Origin of the sequence: Antarctobacter sediminis (assembly GCF_019218285.1) — a bacterium.
In the GTDB taxonomy this organism is placed as follows: Bacteria; Pseudomonadota; Alphaproteobacteria; order Rhodobacterales; family Rhodobacteraceae; genus Antarctobacter; species Antarctobacter sediminis.
On the sequence record NZ_JAHUZG010000003.1, the window covers coordinates 610,373 to 636,361 of the forward strand.

Annotated in this window: 24 protein-coding genes; 16 read left to right on the forward strand and 8 right to left on the reverse strand. The window is 63.8% G+C overall.

What is annotated here, in order from left to right; genetic code table 11:
- Nucleotides 1–110 precede the first annotated feature (110 nt).
- From KJP30_RS17975 to KJP30_RS18005, 7 genes are all read left to right on the forward strand, one after another.
- Nucleotides 111–1,457 carry an ABC transporter substrate-binding protein gene (locus KJP30_RS17975; protein WP_218450710.1) on the forward strand — a complete coding sequence of 449 codons (1,347 nt, stop codon included), beginning with the start codon at nucleotides 111–113 and terminating at the stop codon, nucleotides 1,455–1,457.
- 65 nt (nucleotides 1,458–1,522) lie between these two features.
- Nucleotides 1,523–2,824 carry a carbohydrate ABC transporter permease gene (locus KJP30_RS17980; RefSeq protein WP_218450711.1) on the forward strand — a complete coding sequence of 434 codons (1,302 nt, stop codon included), beginning with the start codon at nucleotides 1,523–1,525 and terminating at the stop codon, nucleotides 2,822–2,824.
- Between the two features lie 4 nt (nucleotides 2,825–2,828).
- Nucleotides 2,829–3,656, forward strand: coding sequence for a carbohydrate ABC transporter permease (locus tag KJP30_RS17985; protein ID WP_218450712.1), 828 nt, complete (start codon nucleotides 2,829–2,831; stop codon nucleotides 3,654–3,656).
- A complete protein-coding gene (locus tag KJP30_RS17990; RefSeq protein WP_218450713.1) occupies nucleotides 3,656–4,660 on the forward strand; it encodes an ABC transporter ATP-binding protein in 1,005 nt (334 codons plus the stop codon). Before KJP30_RS17985 ends, KJP30_RS17990 begins: the two co-directional genes overlap by 1 nt.
- Nucleotides 4,657–6,087, forward strand: a complete 1,431-nt coding sequence (locus tag KJP30_RS25185; protein WP_218450714.1) for a glycerophosphodiester phosphodiesterase — start codon at nucleotides 4,657–4,659, stop codon at nucleotides 6,085–6,087. Before KJP30_RS17990 ends, KJP30_RS25185 begins: the two co-directional genes overlap by 4 nt.
- Entirely contained in the window at nucleotides 6,080–7,093 is a 1,014-nt protein-coding gene (locus KJP30_RS18000; RefSeq protein ID WP_218450715.1) for a LacI family DNA-binding transcriptional regulator, read from the forward strand. Before KJP30_RS25185 ends, KJP30_RS18000 begins: the two co-directional genes overlap by 8 nt.
- On the forward strand, nucleotides 7,090–7,875 hold the full coding sequence (locus tag KJP30_RS18005; RefSeq protein ID WP_218450716.1) for an inositol monophosphatase family protein: 786 nt from the start codon (nucleotides 7,090–7,092) through the stop codon (nucleotides 7,873–7,875). Before KJP30_RS18000 ends, KJP30_RS18005 begins: the two co-directional genes overlap by 4 nt.
- Before the next feature lie 3 nt (nucleotides 7,876–7,878).
- Here KJP30_RS18005 and KJP30_RS18010 read toward each other — a convergent pair whose 3' ends face one another.
- The 4 genes from KJP30_RS18010 to rbfA all read right to left on the reverse strand — a co-directional run bounded on the left by KJP30_RS18010 (nucleotide 7,879) and on the right by rbfA (nucleotide 11,211).
- Nucleotides 7,879–8,652: a 3'(2'),5'-bisphosphate nucleotidase CysQ gene (locus KJP30_RS18010; protein ID WP_218450717.1), complete on the reverse strand. Its 774-nt coding sequence runs from the start codon at nucleotides 8,650–8,652 to the stop codon at nucleotides 7,879–7,881.
- Nucleotides 8,639–9,982 (reverse strand): TldD/PmbA family protein, encoded by a 1,344-nt coding sequence (locus tag KJP30_RS18015; RefSeq protein WP_218450718.1) that lies wholly within the window; start codon nucleotides 9,980–9,982, stop codon nucleotides 8,639–8,641. Before KJP30_RS18015 ends, KJP30_RS18010 begins: the two co-directional genes overlap by 14 nt.
- Nucleotides 9,983–10,061: 79 nt before the next feature.
- Nucleotides 10,062–10,811: a phosphodiester glycosidase family protein gene (locus KJP30_RS18020; protein ID WP_218450719.1), complete on the reverse strand. Its 750-nt coding sequence runs from the start codon at nucleotides 10,809–10,811 to the stop codon at nucleotides 10,062–10,064.
- A 4-nt stretch (nucleotides 10,812–10,815) separates the two neighbouring features.
- The gene (rbfA, locus tag KJP30_RS18025; RefSeq protein WP_218450720.1) at nucleotides 10,816–11,211 is read right to left on the reverse strand and encodes a 30S ribosome-binding factor RbfA; all 396 of its coding nucleotides are present in this window, start codon (nucleotides 11,209–11,211) and stop codon (nucleotides 10,816–10,818) included.
- Between the two features lie 92 nt (nucleotides 11,212–11,303).
- Here rbfA and dapB point away from each other — a divergent pair, with 92 nt between their 5' ends.
- Entirely contained in the window at nucleotides 11,304–12,134 is an 831-nt protein-coding gene (gene dapB, locus KJP30_RS18030) for a 4-hydroxy-tetrahydrodipicolinate reductase (protein WP_425515720.1), read from the forward strand.
- 106 nt (nucleotides 12,135–12,240) lie between these two features.
- Here the strand turns inward: dapB and KJP30_RS18035 are convergent, their stop codons facing one another.
- Nucleotides 12,241–12,435 carry a DUF1674 domain-containing protein gene (locus KJP30_RS18035; protein ID WP_218450721.1) on the reverse strand — a complete coding sequence of 65 codons (195 nt, stop codon included), beginning with the start codon at nucleotides 12,433–12,435 and terminating at the stop codon, nucleotides 12,241–12,243.
- An 87-nt stretch (nucleotides 12,436–12,522) separates the two neighbouring features.
- Here KJP30_RS18035 and KJP30_RS18040 point away from each other — a divergent pair, with 87 nt between their 5' ends.
- From KJP30_RS18040 to KJP30_RS18070, 7 genes are all read left to right on the forward strand, one after another.
- Entirely contained in the window at nucleotides 12,523–13,770 is a 1,248-nt protein-coding gene (locus KJP30_RS18040; RefSeq protein ID WP_218450722.1) for an RsmB/NOP family class I SAM-dependent RNA methyltransferase, read from the forward strand.
- Between the two features lie 90 nt (nucleotides 13,771–13,860).
- The gene (locus KJP30_RS18045; RefSeq protein WP_218450723.1) at nucleotides 13,861–15,609 is read left to right on the forward strand and encodes a heparinase II/III family protein; all 1,749 of its coding nucleotides are present in this window, start codon (nucleotides 13,861–13,863) and stop codon (nucleotides 15,607–15,609) included.
- Nucleotides 15,610–15,651: 42 nt separating this feature from the next.
- Nucleotides 15,652–17,241 carry a bifunctional phosphoribosylaminoimidazolecarboxamide formyltransferase/IMP cyclohydrolase gene (gene purH, locus KJP30_RS18050; protein ID WP_218450724.1) on the forward strand — a complete coding sequence of 530 codons (1,590 nt, stop codon included), beginning with the start codon at nucleotides 15,652–15,654 and terminating at the stop codon, nucleotides 17,239–17,241.
- A 204-nt stretch (nucleotides 17,242–17,445) separates the two neighbouring features.
- The gene (gene lspA / locus KJP30_RS18055) at nucleotides 17,446–17,916 is read left to right on the forward strand and encodes a signal peptidase II (protein ID WP_218450725.1); all 471 of its coding nucleotides are present in this window, start codon (nucleotides 17,446–17,448) and stop codon (nucleotides 17,914–17,916) included.
- Between the two features lie 54 nt (nucleotides 17,917–17,970).
- Complete coding sequence (locus KJP30_RS18060; RefSeq protein WP_218450726.1) at nucleotides 17,971–18,495, forward strand: DUF3035 domain-containing protein; 525 nt, start codon at nucleotides 17,971–17,973, stop codon at nucleotides 18,493–18,495.
- A 98-nt stretch (nucleotides 18,496–18,593) separates the two neighbouring features.
- Nucleotides 18,594–19,961, forward strand: a complete 1,368-nt coding sequence (locus tag KJP30_RS18065; RefSeq protein ID WP_218450727.1) for a M16 family metallopeptidase — start codon at nucleotides 18,594–18,596, stop codon at nucleotides 19,959–19,961.
- Nucleotides 19,958–21,277, forward strand: a complete 1,320-nt coding sequence (locus KJP30_RS18070; RefSeq protein ID WP_218450728.1) for a M16 family metallopeptidase — start codon at nucleotides 19,958–19,960, stop codon at nucleotides 21,275–21,277. The genes KJP30_RS18065 and KJP30_RS18070 overlap by 4 nt, the downstream gene beginning before the upstream one ends.
- 109 nt (nucleotides 21,278–21,386) lie before the next feature.
- On the opposite strand, the gene dapA is transcribed toward KJP30_RS18070, so the two are convergent.
- Complete coding sequence (dapA, locus tag KJP30_RS18075) at nucleotides 21,387–22,262, reverse strand: 4-hydroxy-tetrahydrodipicolinate synthase (RefSeq protein ID WP_218450729.1); 876 nt, start codon at nucleotides 22,260–22,262, stop codon at nucleotides 21,387–21,389.
- A 145-nt stretch (nucleotides 22,263–22,407) separates the two neighbouring features.
- Between dapA and KJP30_RS18080 the strand changes: the two genes are divergently transcribed.
- A complete protein-coding gene (locus tag KJP30_RS18080) occupies nucleotides 22,408–24,360 on the forward strand; it encodes a lytic transglycosylase domain-containing protein (RefSeq protein WP_218450730.1) in 1,953 nt (650 codons plus the stop codon).
- Between the two features lie 6 nt (nucleotides 24,361–24,366).
- On the opposite strand, the gene KJP30_RS18085 is transcribed toward KJP30_RS18080, so the two are convergent.
- Together KJP30_RS18085 and mnmC2 are read right to left on the reverse strand one after the other, a co-directional pair.
- Nucleotides 24,367–25,236, reverse strand: coding sequence for a DMT family transporter (locus tag KJP30_RS18085; protein WP_218450731.1), 870 nt, complete (start codon nucleotides 25,234–25,236; stop codon nucleotides 24,367–24,369).
- A 49-nt stretch (nucleotides 25,237–25,285) separates the two neighbouring features.
- Nucleotides 25,286–25,960 (reverse strand): tRNA (5-methylaminomethyl-2-thiouridine)(34)-methyltransferase MnmC2, encoded by a 675-nt coding sequence (gene mnmC2, locus KJP30_RS18090; RefSeq protein ID WP_218450732.1) that lies wholly within the window; start codon nucleotides 25,958–25,960, stop codon nucleotides 25,286–25,288.
- Nucleotides 25,961–25,989 lie beyond the last annotated feature (29 nt).

Genomic DNA, 25,989 nt, shown 5'->3' on the forward strand with positions numbered 1-25,989 from the left:
TCGGCCGTTCGTTAATTCCTTGTTACACGAATCGCCTATTGACCGATTGCGCACACGTGTGCTCACGTAAGAAACGCCTTGCTCTCAAACCTTGAAACGGGACCTTGACCATGACCATCCTGCGTAAATTCCTTGCCACTACCGCGCTTGTCTGCGCCGGCACCGCGGCCCTGGCCGAAGATGTCACCATCACAGTCTGGGCCGGTGGCTCGAACGATTCTGACAGCTATCGCATGGACGCCATCGAACTGGCTGCCGAAATGCTGATGCGCGAACGCGCCATCGAAGGCGAAGAGCTGACCATCACCATCGAGAAAAAGCGCGACTTTGGCGGCTGGGAAGAATTCAAGCAGGCCGTGACCCTCGCGGCAGAGGCCGGCACCGCGCCGAACATCGTTGTTACCTCGCATCTCGACATCGCGCCCTGGTCGCAGGCGGGTCTGATCGTCCCGGTCGAAGATTACCTCGACCTTGATGCATGGCCGCTGAACGACATCTACGACAACCTGATGGAAATTGCCGCCTATGACGGTGTCCAGTGGGGTCTGCCGCAGGATGCCGAAAGCCGCCCGTTCTTTTTCTGGAAAGACACCATGAAGGGCATCGGTTACACAGACGAGGAAATCGCTGCGCTGCCCGCCATGGTCGAAGCTGGTGAATATACCCTGCAAAACGTTCTGGCCGACGCCAAGAAAGCCGTGGACATGGGCCTTGTCGAAGAGGGCTATGGGTTTTACCCGCGCGTGTCGAACGGCCCCGACTATGCCCAGTTCTACCAGTCCTTCGGTGGTGTCCTTCAGGATCCCGAAACCGGCAAGCTGGTTCTGGACAAGGTCGCGATGGAAGAAATGTACCAGTTCTTCGTCGATGCCGTGGCCGCAGGCGTGACCCGCAAGAACCACATCGGCACTGACTGGGCGCAGTGGTACAGCGAAGTCGCCAACGGCAAGGCCGCGCTGTGGCACGGCGGCACCTGGCACTATGCCCGTTACACCGGCAAGGAAGGCAACACCGATTTCTTCGGCACGATCGAATTCTCGCTGATCCCCGCCGGCAACGAAAAGGGCCGCGCGAACACCATTACACATCCGCTGGTCTATCTGATCACCGATCAGGCCGATGACGACCACGAGGATATTGCCGCACAACTGGTCAAGATTGCCTCCGAGCCGCGCATGAACACGCTGCACGCCATCAAGTCGGCGCATCTTGGCATTTCGCACCAGCAGTCCAACATCGAGCTTTACTCGAATGACCGCTGGGCATCCGAAGCCACCGACCGTCTTCTGGGCCATGCAAACGCACAGCCCAACCATGTCCAGTACGGCGTTTTCTCCGAGGCGCTGTGGAAAGGACTCGAGGCCGCCTGGACCGGCGTCAAGACCCCGGCAGAGGCGGTTGCCGAGGTCGAGGCCGAGCTCAAGGCCAAGCTGGGTGACGAACTGATCGTTCGCTGACCCGCACCGGCAGGAGGCATCCCCACGGTGTCTCCTGCCACCCATACTATTTCGGAGGTCGCGACATGACGCGCATGAGCTGGCTGGGGCTGGGCTTTCTTTCTCCCGCCCTGATCGTGGTGGTATTGTTTTTCCTGGCACCGGTGATCCTGACCGGGTTCTTTGCCTTTACCAACATGAGCACGGCCACCGGCATCACGGGTGGCGAATATACACTGACGCAAAGCTCGGTGCGGGCGCTGCGCGATGCGGGCCTTTCCGACTCCAGTGCCGCGGTGCTGGAGGATGCAGGTTATGTCGTTGACGACAAAGGCTTGGCCGCGCTGGCCGAGACCTTCGATCAGGCTACCGCCGATGAATTTGCCAAGCTGCATGCCGGTGCCCGGTTTTCCGACCGGCGTGACATCGAGCGCGCCTTGAAAGACCTGCGCGACAATCGCATCCGCAAGACGCGCGATCGCAAGGCCGCGGCGGAACTGTTCAAACGCTCGGTTCTGAATGAACGCTTCGAAACCGAAGAAGGTTTTCGCGCCGCGTTGACCGAGGCAAACGTCCCGCCGGCGGATCACGATCAGATCGCGGCGCAGGCCTATACCGGCTGGGTCTGGACGACCGACAACATCAAGCTGCTGTTCACCCTGTCGTCCTCCTGGCGCTATGCAGGCAACACGGCGATCTACGTGCTGTTCACGCTGGCCTTCAACGTGGGCTTCGGGCTGTTCCTTGCGCTGTCGACCTTCTACCTGCCAACGCGTCAGGCGGCGACCTTCCGGGCCATCTGGTTCCTGCCGCGCATCCTGCCTCCGGTCCTCTATGTGCTGATGTGGAAATGGTTCACCTGGGACACCGGTTTTATCTCGACCGTCACCGGGTACTTCGGGATGAGCCCGAAAAACTGGATGCTTGACACCTCAACCCATGCATGGGTCGCCGTGGTGCTGATCAACGGTTTTGTCGGCGCGTCGATGGGGATGATCCTGTTTTCTTCTGCGATCCGGGCGATCCCATCGTCGATGCTGTACGCCTCCGAAGTGGACGGCGCGAACCGCTGGCAGCAGGTGCGCTATATCATCCTGCCCCAACTGCGCTGGCCGATCCTGTTCACGACCTCGTACCAGACGCTCTCTTTGCTGACCTCCTTCGAATACATCCTGCTATCGACCGACGGCGGACCGGGCCGGTCGACCGAGGTCTGGGCGCTGGCCGCCTATCACACTGCGCTGAACAACTATGGCGGCAACCTGCAATACGGTCTTGGCGCGGCCTTTGCGCTGATCCTCGTGGTGATCGGCATCCTTGCCAGCCTGTTCTACCTGCGCCTGTTCAACTTCCGCACGCTTGTCGGCAAGCCGCTGATCGAAGGATAAGCCCATGCGACACAACTTCAGAAACTGGCCCGTTCTGGTGGTCCTGACGGTCTTTTCGCTGCCGCTGGTCATCATGTTCGCCTTCCAGCTGATCGACAGCTTTACCGTCAAGACACCGGGGTCGCTGATCCCCGAAAGCTTTACACTCCAGCATTTCCGCTTTCTCTGGGAAGAGCTGGACAGCGGTCGCGCGGGTATCTGGCAGGTGACGCTGAACACCTTCATCTTTGCCACCACCACGGCGGCAATCGTGACGGCGGTTTCGCTGACTTCGGGGTATGCGCTGTCGCGGCTGAACTTTCCGGCGCGGGGATTCTTTCTTGCCGGTCTGATCGTGCTGCACGCCTTTCCGACCGTGACGCTGATCATCGCGATCTTCCTGATCCTCCAGATCCTTGGACTGTATGACACGCTGGTTGGCGTCATCATCGTCAAGACCGCGCTGGAACTGCCTTTTGGCATCTGGATCATGAAGGGTTTCTACGACACCGTCCCGTGGGAAATCGAAATGGCCGGCGTGCAGGACGGAGCCAGCCGGTTCCGCGTCTGGTGGCAGCTTGTCCTGCCGCAGGTGCAGCCCGGTCTGATGGCGATCCTGATCTTTTCCTTCCTGTCCGGCTGGTCGGAATTCGTCTTGCCGCTGGTTTTGGCGCCGGGGGCCGAAGCGCAGGTCCTTGCGACCTACATGCAGGCCCTGATCCTCGACGATACCAAGGCGGACTTTGATCTCTTCAAGGCGGTGGGCCTGTTCTACGCCCTGCCTGTCGTGGTGATCTACGTGATCTTCCAGAACAAACTCATGAACATCTACGGCGGAGGTTCGAAAGGCTGATGCAACTCGACCTGATTGAATTCACCAAGCGTTTCGATGGCAACACCGTCATCGACAAGATGAACCTGCAAGTCGAAAGCGGTGAGATGATTGCCCTGCTGGGACCGTCCGGTTGCGGCAAGTCGACGACGCTTTTTGCGATCTGCGGCATCCACCGCATCGACGAAGGGCGGCTGATGTTTGGGGATCGCGATGTGTCGCATCTGCCCAGCCAACAGCGCAACGTGGGCGTGGTGTTCCAGAACTACGCGCTGTATCCGCACATGACGATCTTCGACAACATTGCCTTTCCGCTGAAAGTGCAAAAGATCGACCCGGCCGAGATCAAGACCCGCGTTCACGAAATGGCCGAGTTGGTCCATATCGAGGCGCTGCTGCAACGCCGCCCGGCGCAACTGTCGGGCGGGCAGCAACAGCGGGTCGCGCTTGCGCGGGCCTTGGTTCGCAAGCCGGATGTCCTGTTGCTGGATGAACCGCTGGCGAACCTCGATGCCAAGCTCCGGTTGGAAATGCGGTCTGAAATCCGGCGCATCCAGCAGGAAACCGGACTGACCGCGATCCTTGTCACCCACGATCAGGTCGAAGCCATGTCGATGTGTGACCGCATCGCGCTAATGAACGGCGGGCGGATCGTGCAGATGGATACGCCGGTCGAAATGTACCGCAACCCGCGCAACAAATTCGTGGCGGGGTTCCTTGGCAACCCCCCGATCTCTTTTGTCACCCCCGGCGATCTGCCCGGCTTTGGCGCGCCGCAAAACTGTGCCGAGATCGGCCTGCGCCCGGAACATGTCGGCCCGCAGTTTGGCAGCGGCCTGCGAGGCCGGGTGGAATTTATCGAAACACAGGGACGCGAGGATCTGTTCGACGTCACCCTGCCGTCGGGCAGGCTGGTGCGTTCGGTGCAATCCTCAGGATCGGGGATCAGCCTCGGGCAAGAGATCGACTGGGGCTATGATCCCTCGGCGCTCTTGTGTTTCGACGGATCGGAGGCACGGCTGTGACCGACTGGCAATCTCCTTCGCGCCCCTATTCCATCGCCCACCGCGGGGCCAGCGCCTATGCCGCAGATTGCAGCCTTGAAGCCTATGAAAAGGCCGCAAGACTGGGCGCGGATTTCTGGGAGGTCGACATTCGCAGCGCCGCCTGCGGGACGTTGATCACCTATCACGACGCCGCATTCCCGGACGGGCAAAAGCTGGCTGATCTGACAGCCGAACAGATCGCGGCAGAGGCCCGGGCGCAGAACGTGCCCGCCGTTCCCTTTGCTCAGATCCTTGAACTGGCTGTCCGGAAGGATGCCGGGATCTATGCCGACATCAAGGACAGCGCCGCGACCCTGCCCGTGATGGAGGCGCTGAAGGCGCATGGCATCACCCGCGCCATTCTTGGGGCCTTCGATCCCGCCGCCGCGCAGATGCTGGTCGAGGCGGACTGCCCCTATCCGCGTTCGGTGCTGGTGCCGCTTGGCGCGGACCCGTTCGAGCATGCAAAAGGCGCGGATGTGATCCACCTCTGCTGGGAGCACATGGACCGCCCGCAGGATGAACTTACGCCCGCGTTCTTTGCGCGGGCCGAGGACAACGGCCAGAAAGTCGTGCTATGGCACGAGGAAGACCCCGAGCGCATGGCGGTATTGCGCGAATTACCTGTTTTGGGGATCTGTTCCGACCGGCCCGAACTGGTGCATCCGTTTCGGTCGCCGACGGAGTGGCCGGTAGAATTCACCTGCCATCGCGGCGCGTGTGAATTTGCCCCCGAGAATACCGCCCCTGCCGCCCATTGTGCCTTTGCCGCCGGGTTCACACGGGTCGAGATCGACCTGCAAGAAACCACCGATGGCCATCTTGTGCTGTTTCATGACGACGAGTTGAACCGCTGCACCAACGGTCGGGGCGCGGCCAGTTGGCACAGCCTTGTGCAGTTGCAGGCCTTGGAGGCCGGGCGGCACGCGGACGCCTTCTTTACCGGCGAGCCGATCCCGACGTTTGCGCAGATCCTTGACATCACGCGGCAATACGGCGGCGAACTTTATGTCGAACTCAAACATGCCGGGGCAGAGGCCGTGGTGAATGAGGTCCGCGCCCACGGCATGATGGATCGCTGCCTGTTCTGGGCCTATGACGTGCATCGCCTGCGTGCCCTGCGGCAGCTTGCCCCCGAAGCACGCCTGATTGTCCGGCGGCAGGACGTGCCATCGTTGGAGGATGCGCAAGTCTGGTCGCCTGAGGTGATCGAATTTGTGCATGACGACGATCTTGCTGACATCGCCCGGTGCCGCGATCTGGGCTTGCGTTCCATGTTCGCCTACATGGGGCGGGATCGTCAGAAATTCGAACAGATCGCAGAGGCAAGACCGGACATCGTGAACCTGCACTTTCCTTTCCTGTTCCGGGATTTCCTGATCGAGACATTCCCCGCACATGGCTGACACCCCAAGGAAACCAACCTCATTCGACGTGGCAAAGCTGGCCGGCGTTCATCGCTCGCAGGTGTCGCGCGCCTTGTCCGGTCAGGGGCGCATGTCGGACGAAACCCGGCAAAAGGTCATCGACGCCGCACGCCAGCTTGGCTACCGCGTCAATTTCCTTGCCCGCAGCCTTCAGACCAGCTCTTCGGGGCTGGTCGGTATCGTCGCCTCGCGGCTGGACACGCCTTACCGGGCGGCGCAGGTGCGGGCGGCGGCCGGGGAGTTGCTGGCCAACGGCTTTACCCCGATCCTTGTCACCACCGAGGGCGGCGAGGATCAGGCGGGTCTTGTGGAACGTCTGCTGAACTATTCCGTGTCGGGCATGATGATCACCTCCGGCACGCCTTCAAGCAGCATCATCGAAGAATGCGCTCAACTGAATGTTCCGGTCGTCCTGATCAACCGCGACGCGAGCCTTGACGGTGCCGACCGGGTTCTGATCGACATCGCCGCCGCCGGTCGGATGGCCTTTGACATGTTGCGCGAACGGGGCGGGCAAAGCTTTGCCGTCCTGCAACCGCGTGACCGAACCTTTTCGGTTCTTGGGCGGGCGCAGGCGTTTTCCGACAACTGCCGCACTGCCGGACATACGGTCGACGTGATCGAGGTCGAAGACCAGTCTTACGAGGCCGGGCTGGAAGCCGCCGAGGCCTATATGGCGACAAGCAAGGCCGACGCGGTCTTTTGCACGACTGACCTGTTGGCGCTGGGTTTTCTGGACGGGGTGCGCGTAAGGCACGGGCTTACCGTGCCCGAACAGGTACAGGTGCTGGGCTTTGATGACATTCCACAGGCGGCATGGCTGTCCAACGATCTGTCGACCGTGCATCAGGAAACCGAACATGCGGCAACCGAGGCGGTCAAACTGATCGTCGACCGGATCGCCGATCCGGCGCGCCCGCATGAAACCCGCCATATCACCATTCGCCCGGTCCACCGGGCTACGACCAGAAAGATCCCGACATGACCGCCACCTGCGCCCTGCAATTCGCCACCGAGCTTGCGCAAGAGGCGGGACAACTGGCCCTACGGCTGCGCGCCGAAGCGCCCAAGGATTTCGTGGCCACCAAGGGGGCGATGGATTTCATTACACATGCGGATCAGGCTGTCGAACGGCTGATCCGCACGCGGATTGCCGAAACCTATCCCAAGGATGCCATCCTTGGCGAAGAAGAAGGCGGCGAACCGGCAGAGAGCTTTTGGATTGTCGACCCGATCGACGGGACAACGAACTACCTCAAGGGGTTGCCGGACTGGGGAGTCTGCATCGCCCGCGTCCGGTTGGGCCAGATCACCGAGGGCGTGATTGCCTTGCCGGATCAAAACCGCGTTGCCACGGCGCGTCGCGGTGAGGGCGCGTTCTTGAATGGGGCACCGTTGCGGGCGCTGGGAAACCCGTCCATCGCATTGGTGCAGCTGGGATATTCCGCGCGGATCGACCTGGGCGAACATCTGCGCCACATCGAAGGTGTGATTGCCCGTGGCGCGGATTATCGGCGCAGCGGCGCGGCCTGTGTCGGGCTTCTGGCCGTGGCGGCAGGGTGGTCGGATGCCTACTATGAACGTCATCTGAACCTTTGGGACGCGGCTCCGGGTTTGCTGCTGATTGCCGAGGCTGGCGGCACCAGCACCCATGCCCCCCTGTCCGAGTTTGCCCGCAAGGGCAGCGAGGTTCTGGCGTTGGGCGAGTCTTTGACATCCAGTGCGGACAGCTGGAAGACGCTGTTTCAACGCGCCTCTGCCGCCTAGGCGTTACCGTCGGCGATCCATCAGGGCCGCGTGCAGGCGCGGGTTGGCCGCGATCAACCCGTCCGCCTGCGGTATCGGTGCGTTGAACCGCAGGGGCGCGCCGCGCCCGTCGGTGATCCGCGCACCTGCCTCCGACAGGATCAAAGCGCCTGGTGCGATGTCCCATTCCCATGTCGGGCGAAAGGTGAACATGGCGTCATAGCGCCCCTCGGCCACAAGGCTCTGGCGATAGGCCAGCGACGGGCGGTAGCTGCGTTTGAGATCCGGCAGGCCGCCGGGCCAATGGCGGGCATCAAGGCTGGGCCGGGTGGCCAGCACTTCGGCCTTGGCCGGGCGAATTTCCGTACCTGCGGTGATGGGCCGGTCGTTCAGCCGCGCCCCGCCACCAAGGCTGGCAGCGTACAAGCGGTCCATCATCGGAAGATAGACGACCGAGGCCAGAACCTCGCCATGTTCGACCACTGCCAGCGCATGGGCCCATGTCCGCTCTCCTTCAATGAAAGAGCGCGTCCCGTCGATCGGATCGATGATAAAGACGCGCTTGGATGACAGCCGCGCGGTGTCGTCCGGCGTTTCTTCGCTAAGCCAGCCGTAATGCGGACGCGCGGCGCGCAGTTTCTCGGCCAAAAGGGCGTTCACGGCCAGATCGGCCTTGGTCACCGGGCTGTTGTCATGCGCCTTGTGCTGAACGCCAAGGTCATGGCCGACAAAACCTTTCGCGACCTTGCCCGCCTCGCGGGCTGCGTCGATGAGAAGGTCGAGGTCATTCGCCGGCAAGGGTCAGCCCTTCGACAAGCAGCGAGGGGACAACGCGGCTGAGATAGCCGCGCGCATCATTCGCAGGCACGATGGTCCGCAGCATTTCGCGCAGGTTCCCGGCGATGGTCACGCCGGACACCGGGTAGACCGGTTCGCCGTTCTCGATCCACATGCCCGACGCGCCGCGCGAATAATCGCCGGTGTTGGGGTTGATGGTGGACCCGATCATCGATGTCACCAGAAGGCCGGTGCCCATCTGGCGCATCAGGTCCTCGCGGCTGTGTTCGCCCTGCGTCAACTCAAGGTTCCAAGCCGCCGGCGAGACAGAGGCCCCGCCGCGTGCCGCGTTCGCGGTGCTTTCCATGCCCAGCTTGCGCGCGTTGGCAAGGTCAAGTGTCCAGCCCGTCAGCACGCCTTTTTCGATCACGGCCCGTCGCCGCGTGCGCAGCCCCTCGGCGTCGAAGGGGCGTGAGGCACTGGCGCGGGGGCGGTGCGGATCTTCGATCAGGTCAAGCGCCTCGGGCAGGATCTGTTCGCCAAGCGCGCCGCGCAGCCATGATTGGCCGCGTGCCACCTGTGCGCCATTGGCGGCGGCCACCATATGCCCGATCAGCGAGGCCGAAACCCGTTCGTCGAAAAGAACCGGATAGGCCCCGGTTTTGGGTTTGCGCGGGTTCAGCCGTTCCAGCGCACGCCGGGCGGCGCTGTCACCGATGTCTTCGGCGTTGCGCAAATCGGATTGAAAGGTACGGCTGTCGCCGTCGCTGTCCCGTTCCATCCCAAGGCCGTCACCCGCGATGGGGACACAGTAGAGCGACCGCGAGGTGCGCGCATAGCTGCCCGCAAATCCGTTTGTGGCCGCAAGGGCAATGCGCTGTGCGCTATATTGTGCGGCGGCACTGTCGATGCGGGTGATGCTGTGATGGGCAAGCGCCGCAGCCTCGGCCCGGCGGGCGTCCTCCTCCAGATCCGACGGGGCGGGTTCGGGCGTGTCATCGGCCAGTTCCAGCGCGTCCACGTCCCACTCCGTCGCGATCTGGTCGGGATCGGCCAGCCCGGCATAGGGGTCTTCGGGAGCTTCGCGCGCCATGGCGACGGCGCGGGCGGCCATTTCGGCCATCGCCTCGGGGCGGATGTCCGACCCGGAAATCGAGGCGCTGCGCTGGCCAAGGAAGACCCGCAGGCTCAGGTCGCGGTATTCCGCGCGCTCTGCCTGTTCCAAAACGCCGCCGCGCACATCGATGGATTGGGCCGCCGCTTCGACCGCCAGGGCATCGGCGGCATCGGCACCCGCCTTGCGGGCGGCATCAAGCAGGGCATTGGCAAGGGTCTGGGGCGTATCGGACATGGGGGCCTCGGAATTGCTGTCCTCCCGAGGTAAGCCGCTCTGCTGGCAGAGGCAAGGCTGAGCGCTTGTCCTGGCGCGGCTAGGGCAGGGCTTTCGTCACGGCCACGATCGGCCCCATTCGCCGCCCCAGATCCGCACGGCCCAGTTCGGGCGCATAAAGCCGCGAGATATTGCCGTCGAGAAACAGCGCGTTGGGCAGTTTCAGCGCATCGCGAAAGAAGCGTGCGAATTCATGGAAGGTCACCGTGTTTTGCGAGATCGCAAAGACCGCCCGCCGCCCGTCCGCCGAGGTGCCGACCCCGTTTCGAATATAGCGCGAGCTGCTGTTCGGCAGGAACCGGGGATGCAGCGCCCCGTCGATCACCAGCATCGGCCCGGACTGGGTGGCAAAGTCACAACGCGGCGCGCTGGCAAGGAAATCGCGCGTTTCGACCACCTTGGCCCACCCTTGCCCGATGCAGAAGATCCCGTTCGGCAGCAGCCCGAAATTGCCTTTGGACGGACCAGAGAGCACGCGCATCTCTTCGTTTCCGTCCTCGACGTAATAGCCCACGGGGGACCGGTCTTCGTGGTACATGCCCGCATTCATGGCAAAAAGCAGGTCCTGTCCCTGGTCAGCCAGCTCGGATTTCAGCACGCTGAAATGACCGTAGGGCTGCCCGTCGCCGTCGGTGCGGAACAACCGCAGGTCTTCCTTGCCGGGATCGACCTCGCAGATCACATAGGAATTGCCGTCATGATCCATGTCGCGACAGCTGACCGCGCGGGCGGGTGGCGCAATGGTCAGCGCCACGGTCAAAAGGGCAAGGCAGGCGGCAAGTCGGCGCATCGGCTCAGTCGTCGAGATCGCGCCGCACGGCTTCGTCGGCGAACAGACGGCGCGCGTCGTCGAGGTGGTCAAAGGTCTCGTCCAGACGGAACCGCAGCTCAGGCGCGAATTTCAGCGTCAGATTGCGCGACACAGCGCGGCGCAGTTCCGAACGATTGCGGTGCAGCAGGTCGAACATGTCATCCTGTTTTTCGCCGCCCAGTGGCACGACATAGGCTGTCGCCACCCTGAGATCGGGCGATACGCGCACCTCGCCCACGGTGATCGAAAGCCGGTTCAGCTCTGGATCGTGGATATCCCCGCGCTGCAACACCTCTGACAGTGTGCGGCGGATCAGTTCTGCCACTCTCAGCTGGCGTTGGCTGGGGCCCGAGCCCTCTTGGAATCTGTTACGTGCCATGGGTCAAGACTTAGTCCTGCCGCGCCGGTTTGCCAAGCGCCCGCGCGGGGGCGTGCAATTGCCCGCGAGGGGCGGTAACAGGGGCGCAAGAGATGCGCAAAGGAGCGGGGACGATGGAGGATTACGGCGTAGTGGTGACCGGCGTGTCGGGCCGGATGGGGCAGATGCTGGTGCGGCAGGTCACGGCGCATGAACGGTTGCATCTGTGCGGCGCGCTGGAACGGCCCGGGCACCCTTGGGTCGGTCAGGATCTTGGACTTGCCATGGGCGGCGCGGCGCTGGGCGTCATGGTGTCTGACGATCCGCTGGAGGCATTTGCCCGCGCCCATGCCGTGATCGACTTTACCTCGCCCGCGGCCACCGTGGCTTTTGCGGAACTGGCGGCGCAGGCGCGTGTGGTACATGTGATCGGCACCACCGGGCTGGCCGAGGACGACCTAGAAAAGATCGCGCTGGCGGCACGTCATGCGGTGGTCGTGCGTGCCGGAAACATGAGCCTTGGCGTCAATCTGCTGACCACGGTCACGCGTCAGGTGGCGGCGGCGCTGGACGAGGATTGGGACATCGAGATCGTCGAGGCGCATCACAACCAGAAAGTCGATGCGCCCTCAGGCACTGCGCTGATGCTGGGCGAGGCGGCGGCCGAAGGCCGTGGCGTGTCGCTGGCGGATGTGTCTGACCGTGGCCGCGACGGCATCACCGGTGCCCGCAAGAAAGGCGATATCGGCTTTCACGCCATTCGCGGCGGCGATGTCGTTGGCGAGCACGAGGTGATCTTTGCCGCCGCCGGAGAGCGGATCGTCATCAAGCATATCGCTTCGGACCGGGCGCTGTTTGCGCGAGGCGCGCTTAAGGCCGCGCTTTGGGGGCAGGGCAAGGGACCGGGCGAATACGACATGCTGGATGTTCTGGGTCTGAAATAACCCCGCGCCCCCGCCCCGGTCAGAGCGACGCCCCACCCGCCCACCCGCGCGCCCTGCCCGAAACGGGGGCGCGGGGGCGTGGTTCGGCTGAGGGTGTCGGCCGGCGTCAGAAGTCGATGGCGATGCCCTTCTTTTCCCAGTCGCCGTAACGCACCGGATCGGGGCCGTCGCGGCCGCCCAGTTCCTTGGGCAGGGCCTGCGCCGCGGCCTCGGCCTTGGCGCGGCGCTCCGCGGCCTCGGCCAGCGCGCGCTGCGCGGCGGGGGGAAGATCCTGTTTCGGCGTATCGGGCGTGTCGGACATGGGCTTTCCTCGTCTGATGGGGCTTGATATACGCCCGCCGGTCTCATGGGCAACCCCGCCCGCCTGACGCCTCATCGGAGAGAACCCATGTCCAAAGCCCCCAGCCCGGCCCGCCTTGCCGCTGTCGACCTGCTGGATCAGGTCACGGAACAGGGGCGTCCCCTGTCGGAAAACGACCGGCTGGAGGCGCTGGCCCCGGCGGACCGTGCCGCCGCGCAACGGCTGGCCTCGGATGTGTTGCGGGGGCTGGAGCGGGCCGACAAGATCCTGAAACCGCATCTGCGCAAGAAACCTGTACCGCGGGTGATGAACATCCTGCGTTTGGGCGCGGTCGAACTGTGCCAAGGTGGTGCCGCGCATGGCGTGGTTAGCGACTGTGTCGAGATTGCCGCAGCGGGCAAGCGCACGCAGGGCGCGCGCGGGCTGGTCAACGCGGTCCTGCGCAAGGTGGCCGAAGAGGGGCCGCAAGCCTGGGCAAAGCTGCGCATCCCACGCCTGCCGCGCTGGCTGCGTGACCCGTTGGTGGCGGCCTGGGGGCCGCAGGCCGTGGCCAATATGGAACGGGTGCATTTCGAAGGCGCTCCCCTGGACCTGACGCCGAAACCGGGCGCGGATCTGTCGCCGCTGGAGGGGGAACTGCTGCCGACCGGATCGGTGCGCCTGCGGCAGGCGGGGCAGGTCAGCGCCTTGCCCGGGTTTGCCGAAGGCGACTGGTGGGTGCAGGACGCCGCCGCCGCCCTTCCGGCGCAACTGCTGGGGGATGTGCGGGGGCAGAAGGTGCTGGACATGTGTGCCGCGCCCGGTGGCAAGACCCTGCAACTGGCCGCCGCCGGGGCAGAGGTCACGGCGCTGGACCTGTCCGAGGCGCGACTGGCCCGGGTGAAGGAAAACCTCGCCCGCACCGGGCTGAGCGCGCAACTGGTGGCGGGCGACGCGATGGAACATCAGGGTCTTTATGACGCGATCCTGCTGGACGCGCCCTGTTCGGCCACGGGCACCATCCGCCGTCACCCCGATTTGCCCCATGCTCACGAAGGCGAACGCATCACCGAGCTGATCGGCCTGCAAGGGGCCATGCTGGACCATGCGCTGAGCCTGCTGAAACCCGGCGGGCGTCTGGTCTTTGCCACCTGTTCGCTGATCCCCGACGAAGGCGAATGCCATATTGACGAGGCGCTGGAACGCCATCCGGACCTGAAGGTCATCGCGCCGGAATTTCCGTGGATCGAGGACCGCTGGCGCTCTGACGAGGGCGGGCTGCGCCTCCGGCCCGATTATTGGGCGGCCAAAGGCGGTATGGACGGTTTCTACATGGCGCTTTTGCAGCGCGGCTAACTCTGTGGTGACTTCCGCCCGGCGGGCATGTATCCTGTCGGCAACAAGCCCGAAACGGGCGACCCGAGGCAGTTTAGCAGAGCACCGGCCATGTCCACGGCGCGAAATTGGCGGACCGCGCATGCGCGGATGATGAACCGTATGCAGGCACGCATGGCGGCCAGTAGCCGTCCGGCCGAAGGTTTCGTTTCACAACCCGAACCGCGCACCGTTGGCTTTTTCGCGCGTGGACGTCAGATGCTGGCGGGCAACCTGATGTTCGCAGGCCATCTTGTTCAGTCCGAGGGCCGGTCGATCTGGGCGATCGACGTGCCGGATTCTGCCTACGAGGAGGAAATTCACGGCTTTGGCTGGTTGGATGACCTTGCGGCGGTGGGCGATACCAAGGCCCGCGCGCTGGCGCAGAAATGGCTGTGGGAGTGGATCCAGAGATATGGCCACGGACGCGGGCCGGGCTGGACGCCGGAACTGACCGGGCGGCGGGTGATCCGCTGGGTGCATCACGCGCTGTTCCTGCTGCGCGGGCGCAAGGCCGAGGACAGCGAGGCGTTTTACGCCGCGCTTGCGGCGCAGACCCGTTTCCTTGCCAAGCGCGCCCATGTGGCCGCGCCGGGCCTTCCGCGTTTCGAGGCGATGACCGGGCTGCTGTATGCCGGCCTTTCCTTGCAGGGGATGGAGGCGCATGTCGCCCCGGCGCGAGAGGCTCTGGGCAGCGATTGCGCGAAACAGGTCGACGAACAGGGCGGCATTCCAACCCGCAACCCCGAAGAACTGCTGGAAGTTTTCACCCTGCTGACCTGGGCACAGCAAACGCTGCACGAAGCGGACCTTGAGCCGGACCAGCGCCATGTCGAGGCGATCGGGCGCATCGCGCCGACCCTGCGCACTCTGCGTCATGCCGATGGCGGCCTTGCGCGGTTTCACGGTGGCGGGCGCGGACTGGAGGGGCGGCTGGACCGGGCGCTTGCGGCCTCTGGCAACAAGAAACGGCAGGCCGAAGGGCTGGCAATGGGATTTGCGCGGCTGTCGGCGCTGCGCACCTCGGTGATCGTCGATGCGGCGCCGCCACCTTCGGGTGCGGCCTCGGCCCATGCGCACGCCTCGACATTGGCCTTTGAGCTCACCTCGGGACGACGGCCCTTGATCGTCAACTGCGGGTCCGGGGGCGGATTTGGCGAGGACTGGCGCCGCGCCGGACGGGCCACGCCATCGCATTCGACACTGTGCCTGCAAGGCTATTCCTCGGCCCGGTTGGGCGCGCCGCGCTGGCTTGGGGATGCGCGCCGTGAATTGCTAGAGGATGCGCCCCGGCATGTCCCCGTCCAGATGAGCCACCTGCCGGAATCGCTGCGGTTCGAAGGCGGGCATGATGGCTACGTCACCGTGCAGGGGCTGACGCATGCGCGCAGTCTCGAACTGTCGATGGACGGGCGTTCGTTGCGGGGCGAGGATTATCTGGTGGCTCTCGATGCGCCGTCCAAGAAACGTTTTGACCGCGCGATGGACACGATGAAGCTGGCTGGCTTGCCCTTCGAGGTCCGATTCCATTTGCACCCAGAGGTTGACGTGGCGCTGGATATGGGCGGCACGGCGGTGTCGATGGCGCTGCGATCCGGCGAAATCTGGGTGTTTCGCTTTGACGGCGCGGTGGAAATCGCGCTGGAACCCTCGGTTTACCTTGAAAAAGGGCGGCTTCAGCCGCGTGCGACGAAGCAGATCGTTTTATCCGGCCGCGCAATGCAGTATGCGACGCGCGTCCGCTGGTCGCTTGCCAAGGCGCAGGAGACGGCGCTGGCCGTCCGCGATCTTGTCCGCGACGAGGTGGATCTGACCGTCTGAACGGTCACTTTCGCAACGACTGACTTCCAAGGGGATTCCCGCATGTCCGACCTTCAGCCCGTGCGCCGCGCGCTGCTTTCCGTATCTGACAAGACCGGCCTGATCGACCTCGGTCGCGCGCTGGCCGACAAAGGGATCGAACTGCTGTCGACGGGCGGATCGGCCAAGGCGCTGCGCGAGGCCGGGCTGGACGTGCGTGACGTGGCCGATCTGACCGGCTTTCCGGAAATGATGGATGGTCGGGTCAAGACGTTGCACCCCAAGGTGCACGGTGGCCTGCTGGCGCTGCGCGACAACGGGATGCACGTTGCCTCGATGGCGGAACACGGCATCGTGCCGATCGACCTGCTGGTGGTGAACCTCTACCCGTTCGAAGAGACCGTCGCCAAGGGTGCCGACTATGATACCTGCATCGAGAACATCGACATTGGCGGCCCGGCCATGATCCGTGCGGCGGCCAAGAACCACGCCTTTGTCACCACGATCGTCGACGTCGAGGACTACGCCGCACTTCTGGCCGAGCTGGAGGCCAACGATGGCCAGATCTCGCTGGGCTTCCGCAAGAAACAAGCGCAGATCGCCTATGCCCGCACGGGCGCCTATGATGCCGCCGTCAGCACATGGATGGCCGCCGCCATCGGCGAGGAAACCCCGCGCCGCCGGGTCTTTGCCGGGACGTTGTCGCAAAGCCTGCGCTACGGTGAAAACCCGCATCAGAACGCGGCCTTCTACGTTGACGGATCGAACCGTCCCGGCGTCGCCACGGCGGAACAGCTTCAGGGCAAGGAGCTGAGCTATAACAACATCAACGACACCGATGCGGCGTTCGAACTGGTATCGGAATTCCTGCCCGCCGACGGCCCGGCCTGTGCGATCATCAAACACGCAAACCCGTCGGGTGTGGCGCGCGGTGCCACCATGAAAGAGGCCTATCAGAAGGCTTTTGATTGTGACCGCACCTCGGCTTTTGGCGGCATCGTGGCGCTGAACGGCGCGCTGGACGGCGAAACCGCCGAGGCGATTGCCGAGATCTTTACCGAGGTGGTCATCGCCCCGGCCATCCATCAGGACGCCAAGGACATCTTTGCAAAGAAAAAGAACCTGCGTCTGATCCTTGCCCCCGGTCTGGCCAACCCGGCCTCTGCCGGGCTGGCATGGCGGCAGGTGTCGGGCGGTCTGCTGGTGCAGGACCGCGACAACGGCGCACGCGCGCTGGAAGATCTGAAGGTGGTGACCAAGATCGCCCCGACAGAGGCACAGATGCAGGATCTGCTGTTCGCGTGGAAAGTCGCCAAGCACGTCAAGTCCAACGCTATCGTCTACGTCAAGGACGGCGCCACGGTCGGGGTCGGCGCGGGCCAGATGAGCCGCGTCGATTCGGCCCTGATCGCCGCCAAGAAAGCCGAACGTATGGCCGAGTCGCTGGGCCTGCCGGCACCGCTGACGCAAGGCTCTGCCGTGGCTTCGGATGCGTTCTTTCCCTTCCCGGACGGTTTGATGGAAGCGGCTGCGGCAGGTGCGACCTGCGTGATCCAGCCGGGCGGCTCGATGCGTGACGACGAGGTGATCGCCGCCGCGGACGAGGCCGGGCTGGCCATGGTCTTTACCGGGATGCGCCATTTCCGCCATTGAGGGGCAGGGGGGGCGTGCCGCGGCATGTATTCAGCATGCCCCCTTCGCCTGTGGCCACGGCGCTGGAGTATTTGGACCAAGAAGAAGCCTGCCGTTGGGCGCGTGATGGCAAAGCCGCTTGCGCGCCCCTATGTGGCTCACTAGGTCTGCGACCGAAAAACGCGGGAGGCGGTTCTGGCACAGTCTGCGAAACGAACAGGCGGATTGAAACTGGTGTTCTGGGTGACGCTGGTGATCTTTCTGCTGGATCAGGTCACGAAATACCTTATCGTGCACGTGATGGGCTTGGGGAACAAGCTGTCGATCGAGGTTTTTCCGCCATTTCTGAATTTCCGCATGGCGTGGAATTACGGGGTGAATTTCGGGTTGTTTGCCGGTGATGCGGCGGCGACACGCTGGATCCTGATTTCGGTCGCTCTTGGCATCGTGCTGTTCGTGCTGGTCTGGATGCGCCGCGATCCGCCGGGGCGGATGGGGTTGATGTCTGCGGGGCTGCTGATCGGCGGCGCGCTGGGCAACGTGGTTGACCGGCTGGTTTATGGCGCGGTGGCCGATTTCCTGAACATGTCCTGTTGCGGCATCGACAATCCCTTTGCCTTCAACGTGGCGGATATTGCGATTTTTGTCGGCGCCTTCGGGCTGATCCTTTTCCCGTCGCGCAAAAAGGCCCCGTGACGCCGCCTGCCAGATGCGCTAAGGCTGGCGAAACTCGGAATCTGGAGGGAAGCGATGCGGCGCGCGCATCTGGTTGCAATCCTTGGTCTTGCCGGTGTCGCGTCTTGCGCGGCGATCGATCGGGACAAACCCCTGCACGATCTGCGCACCAACAGTGTGCAGCCCGAGGAATTTGCCATCGTTCCGAACAAACCATTGCAGACGCCGGACAGTTATTCGGCGCTGCCTCCGCCCACGCCGGGTGGTGCTAACCGCACCGACCAGACGCCCAAGGCGGATGCCGTCGCGGCGCTTGGCGGCAATCCGGCGCGCCTTGTCGCGCGCGGTCAGGGCGTTCCGGCCGGTGATGGTGCGCTGATCCAGCGGGCCAGCCGGTTTGGCCGTGATCCGGGCGTGCGTCAGGAGCTGGCCGAAAAGGACGCGGCATTCCGCCGGTCCAAGTCGATTTTCAATTGGTCGATTGTGCCTGAGGACGACTATTACAAGGCGTACAAGCGCGAAACGCTGGATCCCTATCGCTGGCTGCGGGTCTATCGCAGGGCCGGGGCCAAGACGCCCGCCGCGCCGCCCGAGGAATAATCGGCATCCCACGACAAGGTCACGAGACCGTAATCCGGCTTGAAGTTGTCGTTATCCCGCGTACCTAATGCGTCATCCGAACAAACAGAGGATGCCGCATGCGCCGACTGAGACTGCTTTTCGCCCTCACCCTCTCGATTGTCTCGCCGATCACGGTGTCCGCACAGGAAACCGGAAAAGTGACCAGTTTCGCGCTGGACAACGGCATGGACGTGGTCGTGATCGAAGATCACCGCGCGCCGGTCGTGGTTCACATGGTCTGGTACCGCGCCGGATCGGCGGATGAGGAAAGGGGCGTGTCGGGTGTGGCGCATTTCCTCGAACATCTGCTGTTCAAGGGCACGGATACTCTGGCCCCCGGTGAATTCAGCGCCACGGTGGCGCTGAATGGCGGGACGGACAATGCCTTTACCAGCTTTGACACCACCGCCTACCATCAGCGCGTGGCGGCGGACCGGCTTGGTCTGATGATGCGGATGGAGGCGGACCGCATGGTCAATCTCCGACTGTCCGAAGAGGACATCCTAACAGAACGCGAAGTCATTATCGAAGAACGCAACCAGCGCGTCGAAAACAGCCCCGGTGCCCTGTTCCGGGAACAAAAAAGTGCGGCGCTGTACCTGAACCATCCCTATGGCACGCCGGTCATCGGCTGGCGGCACGAGATGGAGCAGTTGGATCTGGACGATGCGCTGGCCTATTACCGCAAGTATTATGCGCCCAATAACGCGATCCTGATCGTGGCCGGGGATGTCACTCCCGAAGAGGTGCGCGCGCTGGCCCAAGAGCATTACGCCCCGCTACCGCCCAACCCTGACCTCGTGCTGCCGCGCGTTCGGCCGCAAGAGCCGCCTCAGACCTCGGAGCGGCGCATGACCTACAACGACCCGCGCGTCGCACAGCCCTACATGACCCGCAGCTATATTGCGCCGGCGCGCCAGTCCGGTGCCCAGCAAGAGGCCGCCGCGCTTAGCCTGTTGGCGCAGGTTCTGGCCGGGGGGCAGACCTCGGTCCTGACGCAGCGCTTGCAGTTCGATACACGGGTGGCCGTCTATACCGACGCTTATTACGACAGCACCACACTGGACGTATCCAGCTTTAACCTTGTTGTGGTGCCCGCCGCAGGTGTCACGCTGGAAGAGGGGGAGGCCGCGCTGGACGGTGTGTTGGCCGATCTGATTGAAAACGGCATCGATCCGCAACAGCTTGACCGGATCAAGTTCCAGATCAAGGCACAGCAGATCTATGCACTGGACAACCCGGGCAGCATCGCGCGCCGCTATGGCAATGCGCTGACCACCGGGTTGACCGTCGAGGACGTTCAGGAATGGCCCGACGTTCTGCAAGCGGTCACGGGCGAAGAGATTATCGCCGCCGCGAAAAAGGTCTTTGACCGCCGCCAGTCCGTCACCGGTTACGTGATGGGAGCCCAGAAACAGGACCGTCTTCAGGAGGTGACCCAATGATCCGCCGTTTTATCCTGACCGTCGGCCTTATCTGTGCCGGTTTCTCTGTTCACGCTGCGGCCGAAATCCAAGAGGTCGAAAGCCCCGGAGGTTTCAAGGCCTGGCTTGTCGAGGAACCTTCGATCCCCTTCGTTGCTCTGGAAATCCGGTTCCTTGGAGGTGCTTCGCTGGATGCGCCGGGTAAGCGCGGAGCCACCAACCTGATGGTCGGCCTGCTGGAAGAAGGGGCCGAAGATCTGGACGCCCGCGGGTTTGCCGAGGCGCGGGACGGGCTTGCCGCGCAGTTCCGCTATGACGTGGGCGACGACACGGTGCGGATTTCGGCCAAGTTCCTGACCGAAACGCGGGACGAGGCTGTCGATCTGTTGCGGGCCTCGCTGGTCTCGCCGCGTTTTGACGAGGCAGACATCGACCGGGTCCGGGCGCAGGTGATTTCCGCCATCCGCTCGGATGCAACCGATCCCGATGAGATCGTGGGGGATGCTTTCTATGGCCTTGTCTTTGGCGATCACCCCTATGGCACCAACCAGAATGGCACGCTGGACAGCGTGACCGCGTTGACCCGCGATGACATCGTCGCAGCCCACCGTGCGGCCTTGGCGCAGGATCGCGTCTATGTCGCCGCCGCCGGGGACATCAGCGCCGAAGAACTGGGCGTGCTTTTGGACAAACTGTTCCTTGGCCTGCCCGAAACAGGTGCGCCGCAGCCTGCCGATATCGAGGTTTCGACCACGTCCGGCGTGACCGTGGTTCCCTTTGACACGCCGCAGTCGGTGGCGATCTTCGGTCACAAGGGAATGAAGCGGGACGATCCCGATTTTTTTGCCGCCTATGTGCTGAACACGATTTTCGGCGGCGGCGGCTTCGAGGCGCGATTGATGAACGAGGTGCGCGAAAAACGCGGCCTGACCTATGGCGTCTATTCCTACCTCGCGCCGCGTGAACATGCAGAATTGATGCTGGGCCGCGTGGCTTCGGCCAACGACCGCATGGCCGAGACGATTCAGGTGATCCGCGACGAATGGGCAAAGATGGCCAGCGAAGGCGCCACACCCGAGGAACTGGAACGCGCCAAGACCTACCTGACCGGGGCCTATCCCCTGCGTTTTGACGGCAATGCTCCGATTGCCAAGATCCTTGTGGGGATGCAGTTGGATGGCCTGTCGCCGGACTATGTCTTTACTCGTAACGACAAGATCGAGGCGGTCACGCTGGAGGACGTCAAGCGCGTGGCAGGTGAGCTGATGAAACCCGAGGAGCTGCGGTTCGTGGTCGTCGGTCAGCCCGAGGGTATTGAATCCACCGTGGGCCAATAGGCCCGACCATATCGGCAGACATGAAAAAGGGCCGGATCCCGTTTGGGGTCCGGCCCTTGTCTTTAGGAGTGGGTGGGCGTGCTTTGGCCCGGCACCGGTCGTTTCTTCCTCAGCCGATCAGCCCAGCATGTGCCAGCGCCGCGTCCACTTTGGCCTTGGTGGCCTCGGTCAGCGGCACCAGCGGCAGGCGCACCTCTTCGGAACACAGGCCCAGTTTCGACATAGCGTATTTCGCGCCGCAAAGACCCGGCTCGGTGAAGATCGCGATATGCAGCGGCATCAGCTTGTCCTGAATTTCCAGCGCTTTGGCATAGTCGCCGGCAAGGCAGGCCTCTTGCAGCAGGGCGCAAAGCCGGGGGGCCACGTTCGCCGTGACCGAGATACAGCCAACGCCGCCCTGCGCGTTGAACCCATGCGCGGTGGCATCTTCGCCCGAGATTTGCAGAAAGTCCGTACCGCAGGTCAGGCGCTGTTGGCAGACACGGGCCAGATCGCCGGTGGCATCCTTGACGCCCACGATCCGCGGCAGCTTGGCCAGTTCGCCCATGGTCGCGGGCAACATGTCCACCACCGACCGGCCCGGGATGTTGTAGATCACGATCGGAATTTCGGCGCAGTCATGCACGGCGGTGAAATGCGCGATCATGCCCGCCTGTGTCGGCTTGTTGTAATAGGGCGTGACGACCAGCGCGCCATCGGCGCCGACCTTGGCGGCATATTCGGTGAAACGGATCGCTTCGTCGGTATTGTTCGAACCGGCCCCGGCGATGACCGGGATGCGGCCTGCAACGGCTTCGACCACGCAAGCAATGACCTCTTCGTGTTCACGATGGGTCAGCGTCGGGCTTTCGCCGGTGGTGCCCACCGGGACCAACCCGTGCGAACCTTCGGCGATGTGCCAGTCGACCAGCTTTTTGAGCGTGTCGAAATCCACGGCGCCGTCCTTGAACGGCGTGACCAGGGCAGGCATTGAACCTTTGAACATGACACGCTCCTTCTAATGTTCAGATCCGGTACGGCTTGCGGTGGAAACCCGCCGACCCCGCGACTATGTGAGTTGCACGAGCCCGCTCCGGACGTATCCTTTGCAAGAAGCGTCTATTCCTTTTCATCACGGAAAAAGCAAGTCGATGTCGCGTCTCCTTGCACTGTTGTTGCTGCTGATCACTACCCTTCCTGCCATGGCGCAGGAACGCGGGGCCGCATTGGCCAAGGCCATGGAGTCCATGCGCCAGGGAAACTGGGCTGCGGCCCGAATCGCCGCACGTGGCGACGGACAGGTGGCGGTGGACGTCATCCTTTGGCACGCGCTGCGCGCTGGGCGGGGCGATCACCGCGAGGTGTTGGATTTCCTGTCCCGCAATCCGGATTGGCCCGGCTTGCCCTATCTGCGCGAAAAAACCGAACCGGTGATGTCCGAGGCATCTCTGGAACAGATCCGCGGGTTCTTTGCCGACGATCTGCCACAAACCGGCAGCGGTGCGCTGTCGTTGGCGCGCGCGCATATGGCGGCGGGCAACGAAGGGGCTGCGCAGGCAGATATCGTTCTGGCGTGGCGCACGCTGACCATGACGTCGGACGAACGCCGCGCGTTTCTTGAAACATGGGGCGAGATCCTTGGCCCGCACCACGAGGCGCGGCTGGACATGGCCCTCTGGCAAGGCTGGAGCCGCGACGCAGGCCAGATGATGGGCCTTGTCGATGAAGGCTGGCAGGCACTCGCGCAGGCGCGCATCGCCCTGCGGACCTCGGCCCCCGGGGTCGACGCGCTGATCGCCAAAGTCCCCGAGGAATTGGCCGATCATCCCGGGCTTGCCTATGAACGGTTCCTTTGGCGTGTGCGCAAGCGACGGACAGAAGATGCGATTGCCCTTCTGCGGGAGCAATCGGCCAGCCCGTCGGGTCTGGGCGAACCCTGGGCCTGGGCACCCGAACGCATAGATCTGGCCCGTGACCGGATGCGCGACGGTGCCTATGCTGAGGCCTATGAAATCGCGGCCAATCATTGGCTGGTCGATGGCAGCGACTATGCCGAACTGGAATGGATCGCGGGCTTTCTGGCGCTGCGTTACCTCGACCGCGCCGATCTGGCCGTGGCGCATTTCGAAAACTTCCGCGAGGCCGTGTGGACACCGATTTCCGTCGGGCGCGGCGGCTATTGGCTGGGCCGCGCCTACGAGGCTGCTGGCGAGGCGGAAAAGGCGAAAGACGCCTATGCGCTGGGTGCCAAGTACCAGACTTCTTTCTACGGGTTGCTCGCCGCCGAAAAGGCGGGTCTGCCGCCCGACCCGACGCTTTCGGGCAAGGAGGCTTTCCCCGATTGGCGCGAGGCCCCCTTTACCAAGTCCAGCGTTTTCGAGGCCGGTATTCTCTTGCTGGCCGCAGGTGAGGTGCCGCTCGGCGAACGTTTCCTGACCCATCTGGCCGAAGGGCTGGACCGTGAAGGCATGGGCCGTCTGGGCGCCATGCTGATGGAAATGAACCGCCCGCACATTCAGGTCATGCTGGGCAAGCGCGCCGCGCAATTCGGCATCGAATTGCCCGGTCCCTATTACGCGCTGGACCCGCAGGTGACCGAAAGCGAATACCCGGTGCCCAAGGAACTGGTCCTGTCGATCGCGCGCCGCGAATCCGAATTCGACCCCGGCGTGATCTCGGGCGCGGGGGCACGCGGCTACATGCAGTTGATGCCGGGCACGGCCAAGCTGGTCTCGGGGCAGCTTGGCATCGAATACGACCTTGACCGCCTGCTGACCGACCCGGCCTATAACGCGCGGCTGGGATCGCGCTATCTGGCAGGTCTGGCGGATCGTTTCGACGGCAACGCGGTGATGATGGCAGCAGGGTACAACGCGGGGCCGGGACGGCCCATCGGTTGGATGGAACGGTTCGGTGACCCGCGCAAGGGCGACATCGACATCATCGACTGGATCGAGATGATCCCTTTTGACGAAACCCGCAACTACGTCATGCGTGTGACGGAAAGCCTGCCGGTTTACCGCGCGCGGCTGGGCAAGCCGCCGCATCCGGTGCCCTTCAGTCAGGAACTGACCGGCGGCACGCTGAAATCGACATTGCAGTAAGGGGGCTTAGCCTTCTTTCTGCCGTGCCCGCCACAGCGTGAACAGCCCTGCCGCCACGATCATGCCGGCGCCAAAGACCACGTTCCAGCGCAGCGTCTCGCCAAAGACGAACAGGCCCAGCGTGCTGGCAAAGACCAGTTGCAGGTAGGCAAAGGGCTGGACCGCGCTGGCCTCGGCCACCTCGTAGCAGCGGATCATCAGGTAATGCCCCGCCGCGCCGGTCAGGCACAAAAGCCCCATCCAGCCCCAATCCGTCAAAGTCATCGGCACCCAGAACCAGATGCCGATGGCTGTGGCGAGGATCACGCCCGACACCCCGGTGTAGAAAAACGAGGTGGCCGAGGAATCGCCCCGCGCGACGTAGCGCGTCAGCAGCGCGTAAAGCGCGAACATCAGGGCTGCCACCAACGGGATCGCCGCATAGGGGGAGAACACGCCTCCCGAAGGTTGCAGAATGATGATGACGCCCACAAAGCCCACGGCGATGGCGGTCCAGCGGCGCCAGCCCACGTGTTCGCCCAGAACCGGCCCGGAAAGCGCCGCCACCAACAGCGGATAGGCGGCAAAGACCGCGTGGCTTTCCACCAGCCCCAGGTAGACAAAGGCCAGAACCATCACGTTGATCTCGACCACCAGCAGCGCGCCGCGAAACACCTGCAACCAGGGAAAGGCGCTTTGCGCGGCGGCGCGCAGGCCTCCGGCCTTGCGGCCCGCGATGGTCAGGACAAAGGCCGCGAAGAACCAATAGCGGATCATGACCACCATCATGACGTTGTATTCCGCCGCAAGGTGACGCGAGATTCCGTCCTGCAAGGCAAAGACGAAGGTTGTGGCCACCATGAGCCAGATGCCGAGGCGCGTGTTCTGCGTTGCCATAGCTCTATGTCCGGGGTTTCGCCGCCTCGGGCGGCCCCGGCAAACGGGGTCAGCAGGAGGTCGGCGGTTTGAAGGCTGTCGTCATGTGACGCTTTCGGCCATATCCCGGCTGACGGGTGACCTCAAGCCCTGCGGCCTCCAGCGCGCGGCGCACATGGCCCGCTGCCGTATAGGTGGCCGCCGTGCCGCCGGGGGCCGTGTGGCGCGCGACCTCTGCCATCAGCGCCTCGTTCCACAGTTCGGGGTTCTTGGCCGGGGCAAAGCCATCAAGGAACCAGGCATCTGCCAGGCCCGGCCATTCGGGCAGGCGCTGGCGGGCGTCGCCCTCGATCATCTCGAACCGCAGGTCGGGCAAATCGAACCGCGCTGCCCCCCAATGCGGGGCCAGTTCCGCCGCAAGATCCGCGATTTCGGGGAACCCGCCCTGCGCGCGCACCATTTCCTCGGGCGTCAGGGGGTAGGCTTCGAAAGTGGTGAAATGCAGGACGCCGCTCTGCCCGCTGTCGCGCCATAGCCGCAGCGCCGCCAAAAGGTTCAGCCCGGTGCCGAACCCCAGTTCGGCAATGTGGAACCCGTCGCGGAACCGGGCCGGCAATCCGTTGCCGCTCAGGAACACATGGCCGGTTTCCGCCAGCCCGTTCTCAAGGCTGTAATAGGGGTCGTCAAACCGGGTCGAAACCGGGATCTCTCCCCGCCAGTCCAGGCCGTTGCTCTGGTCGCTCATGGCATTTGTCCTTATCAACGGGGGCGAGT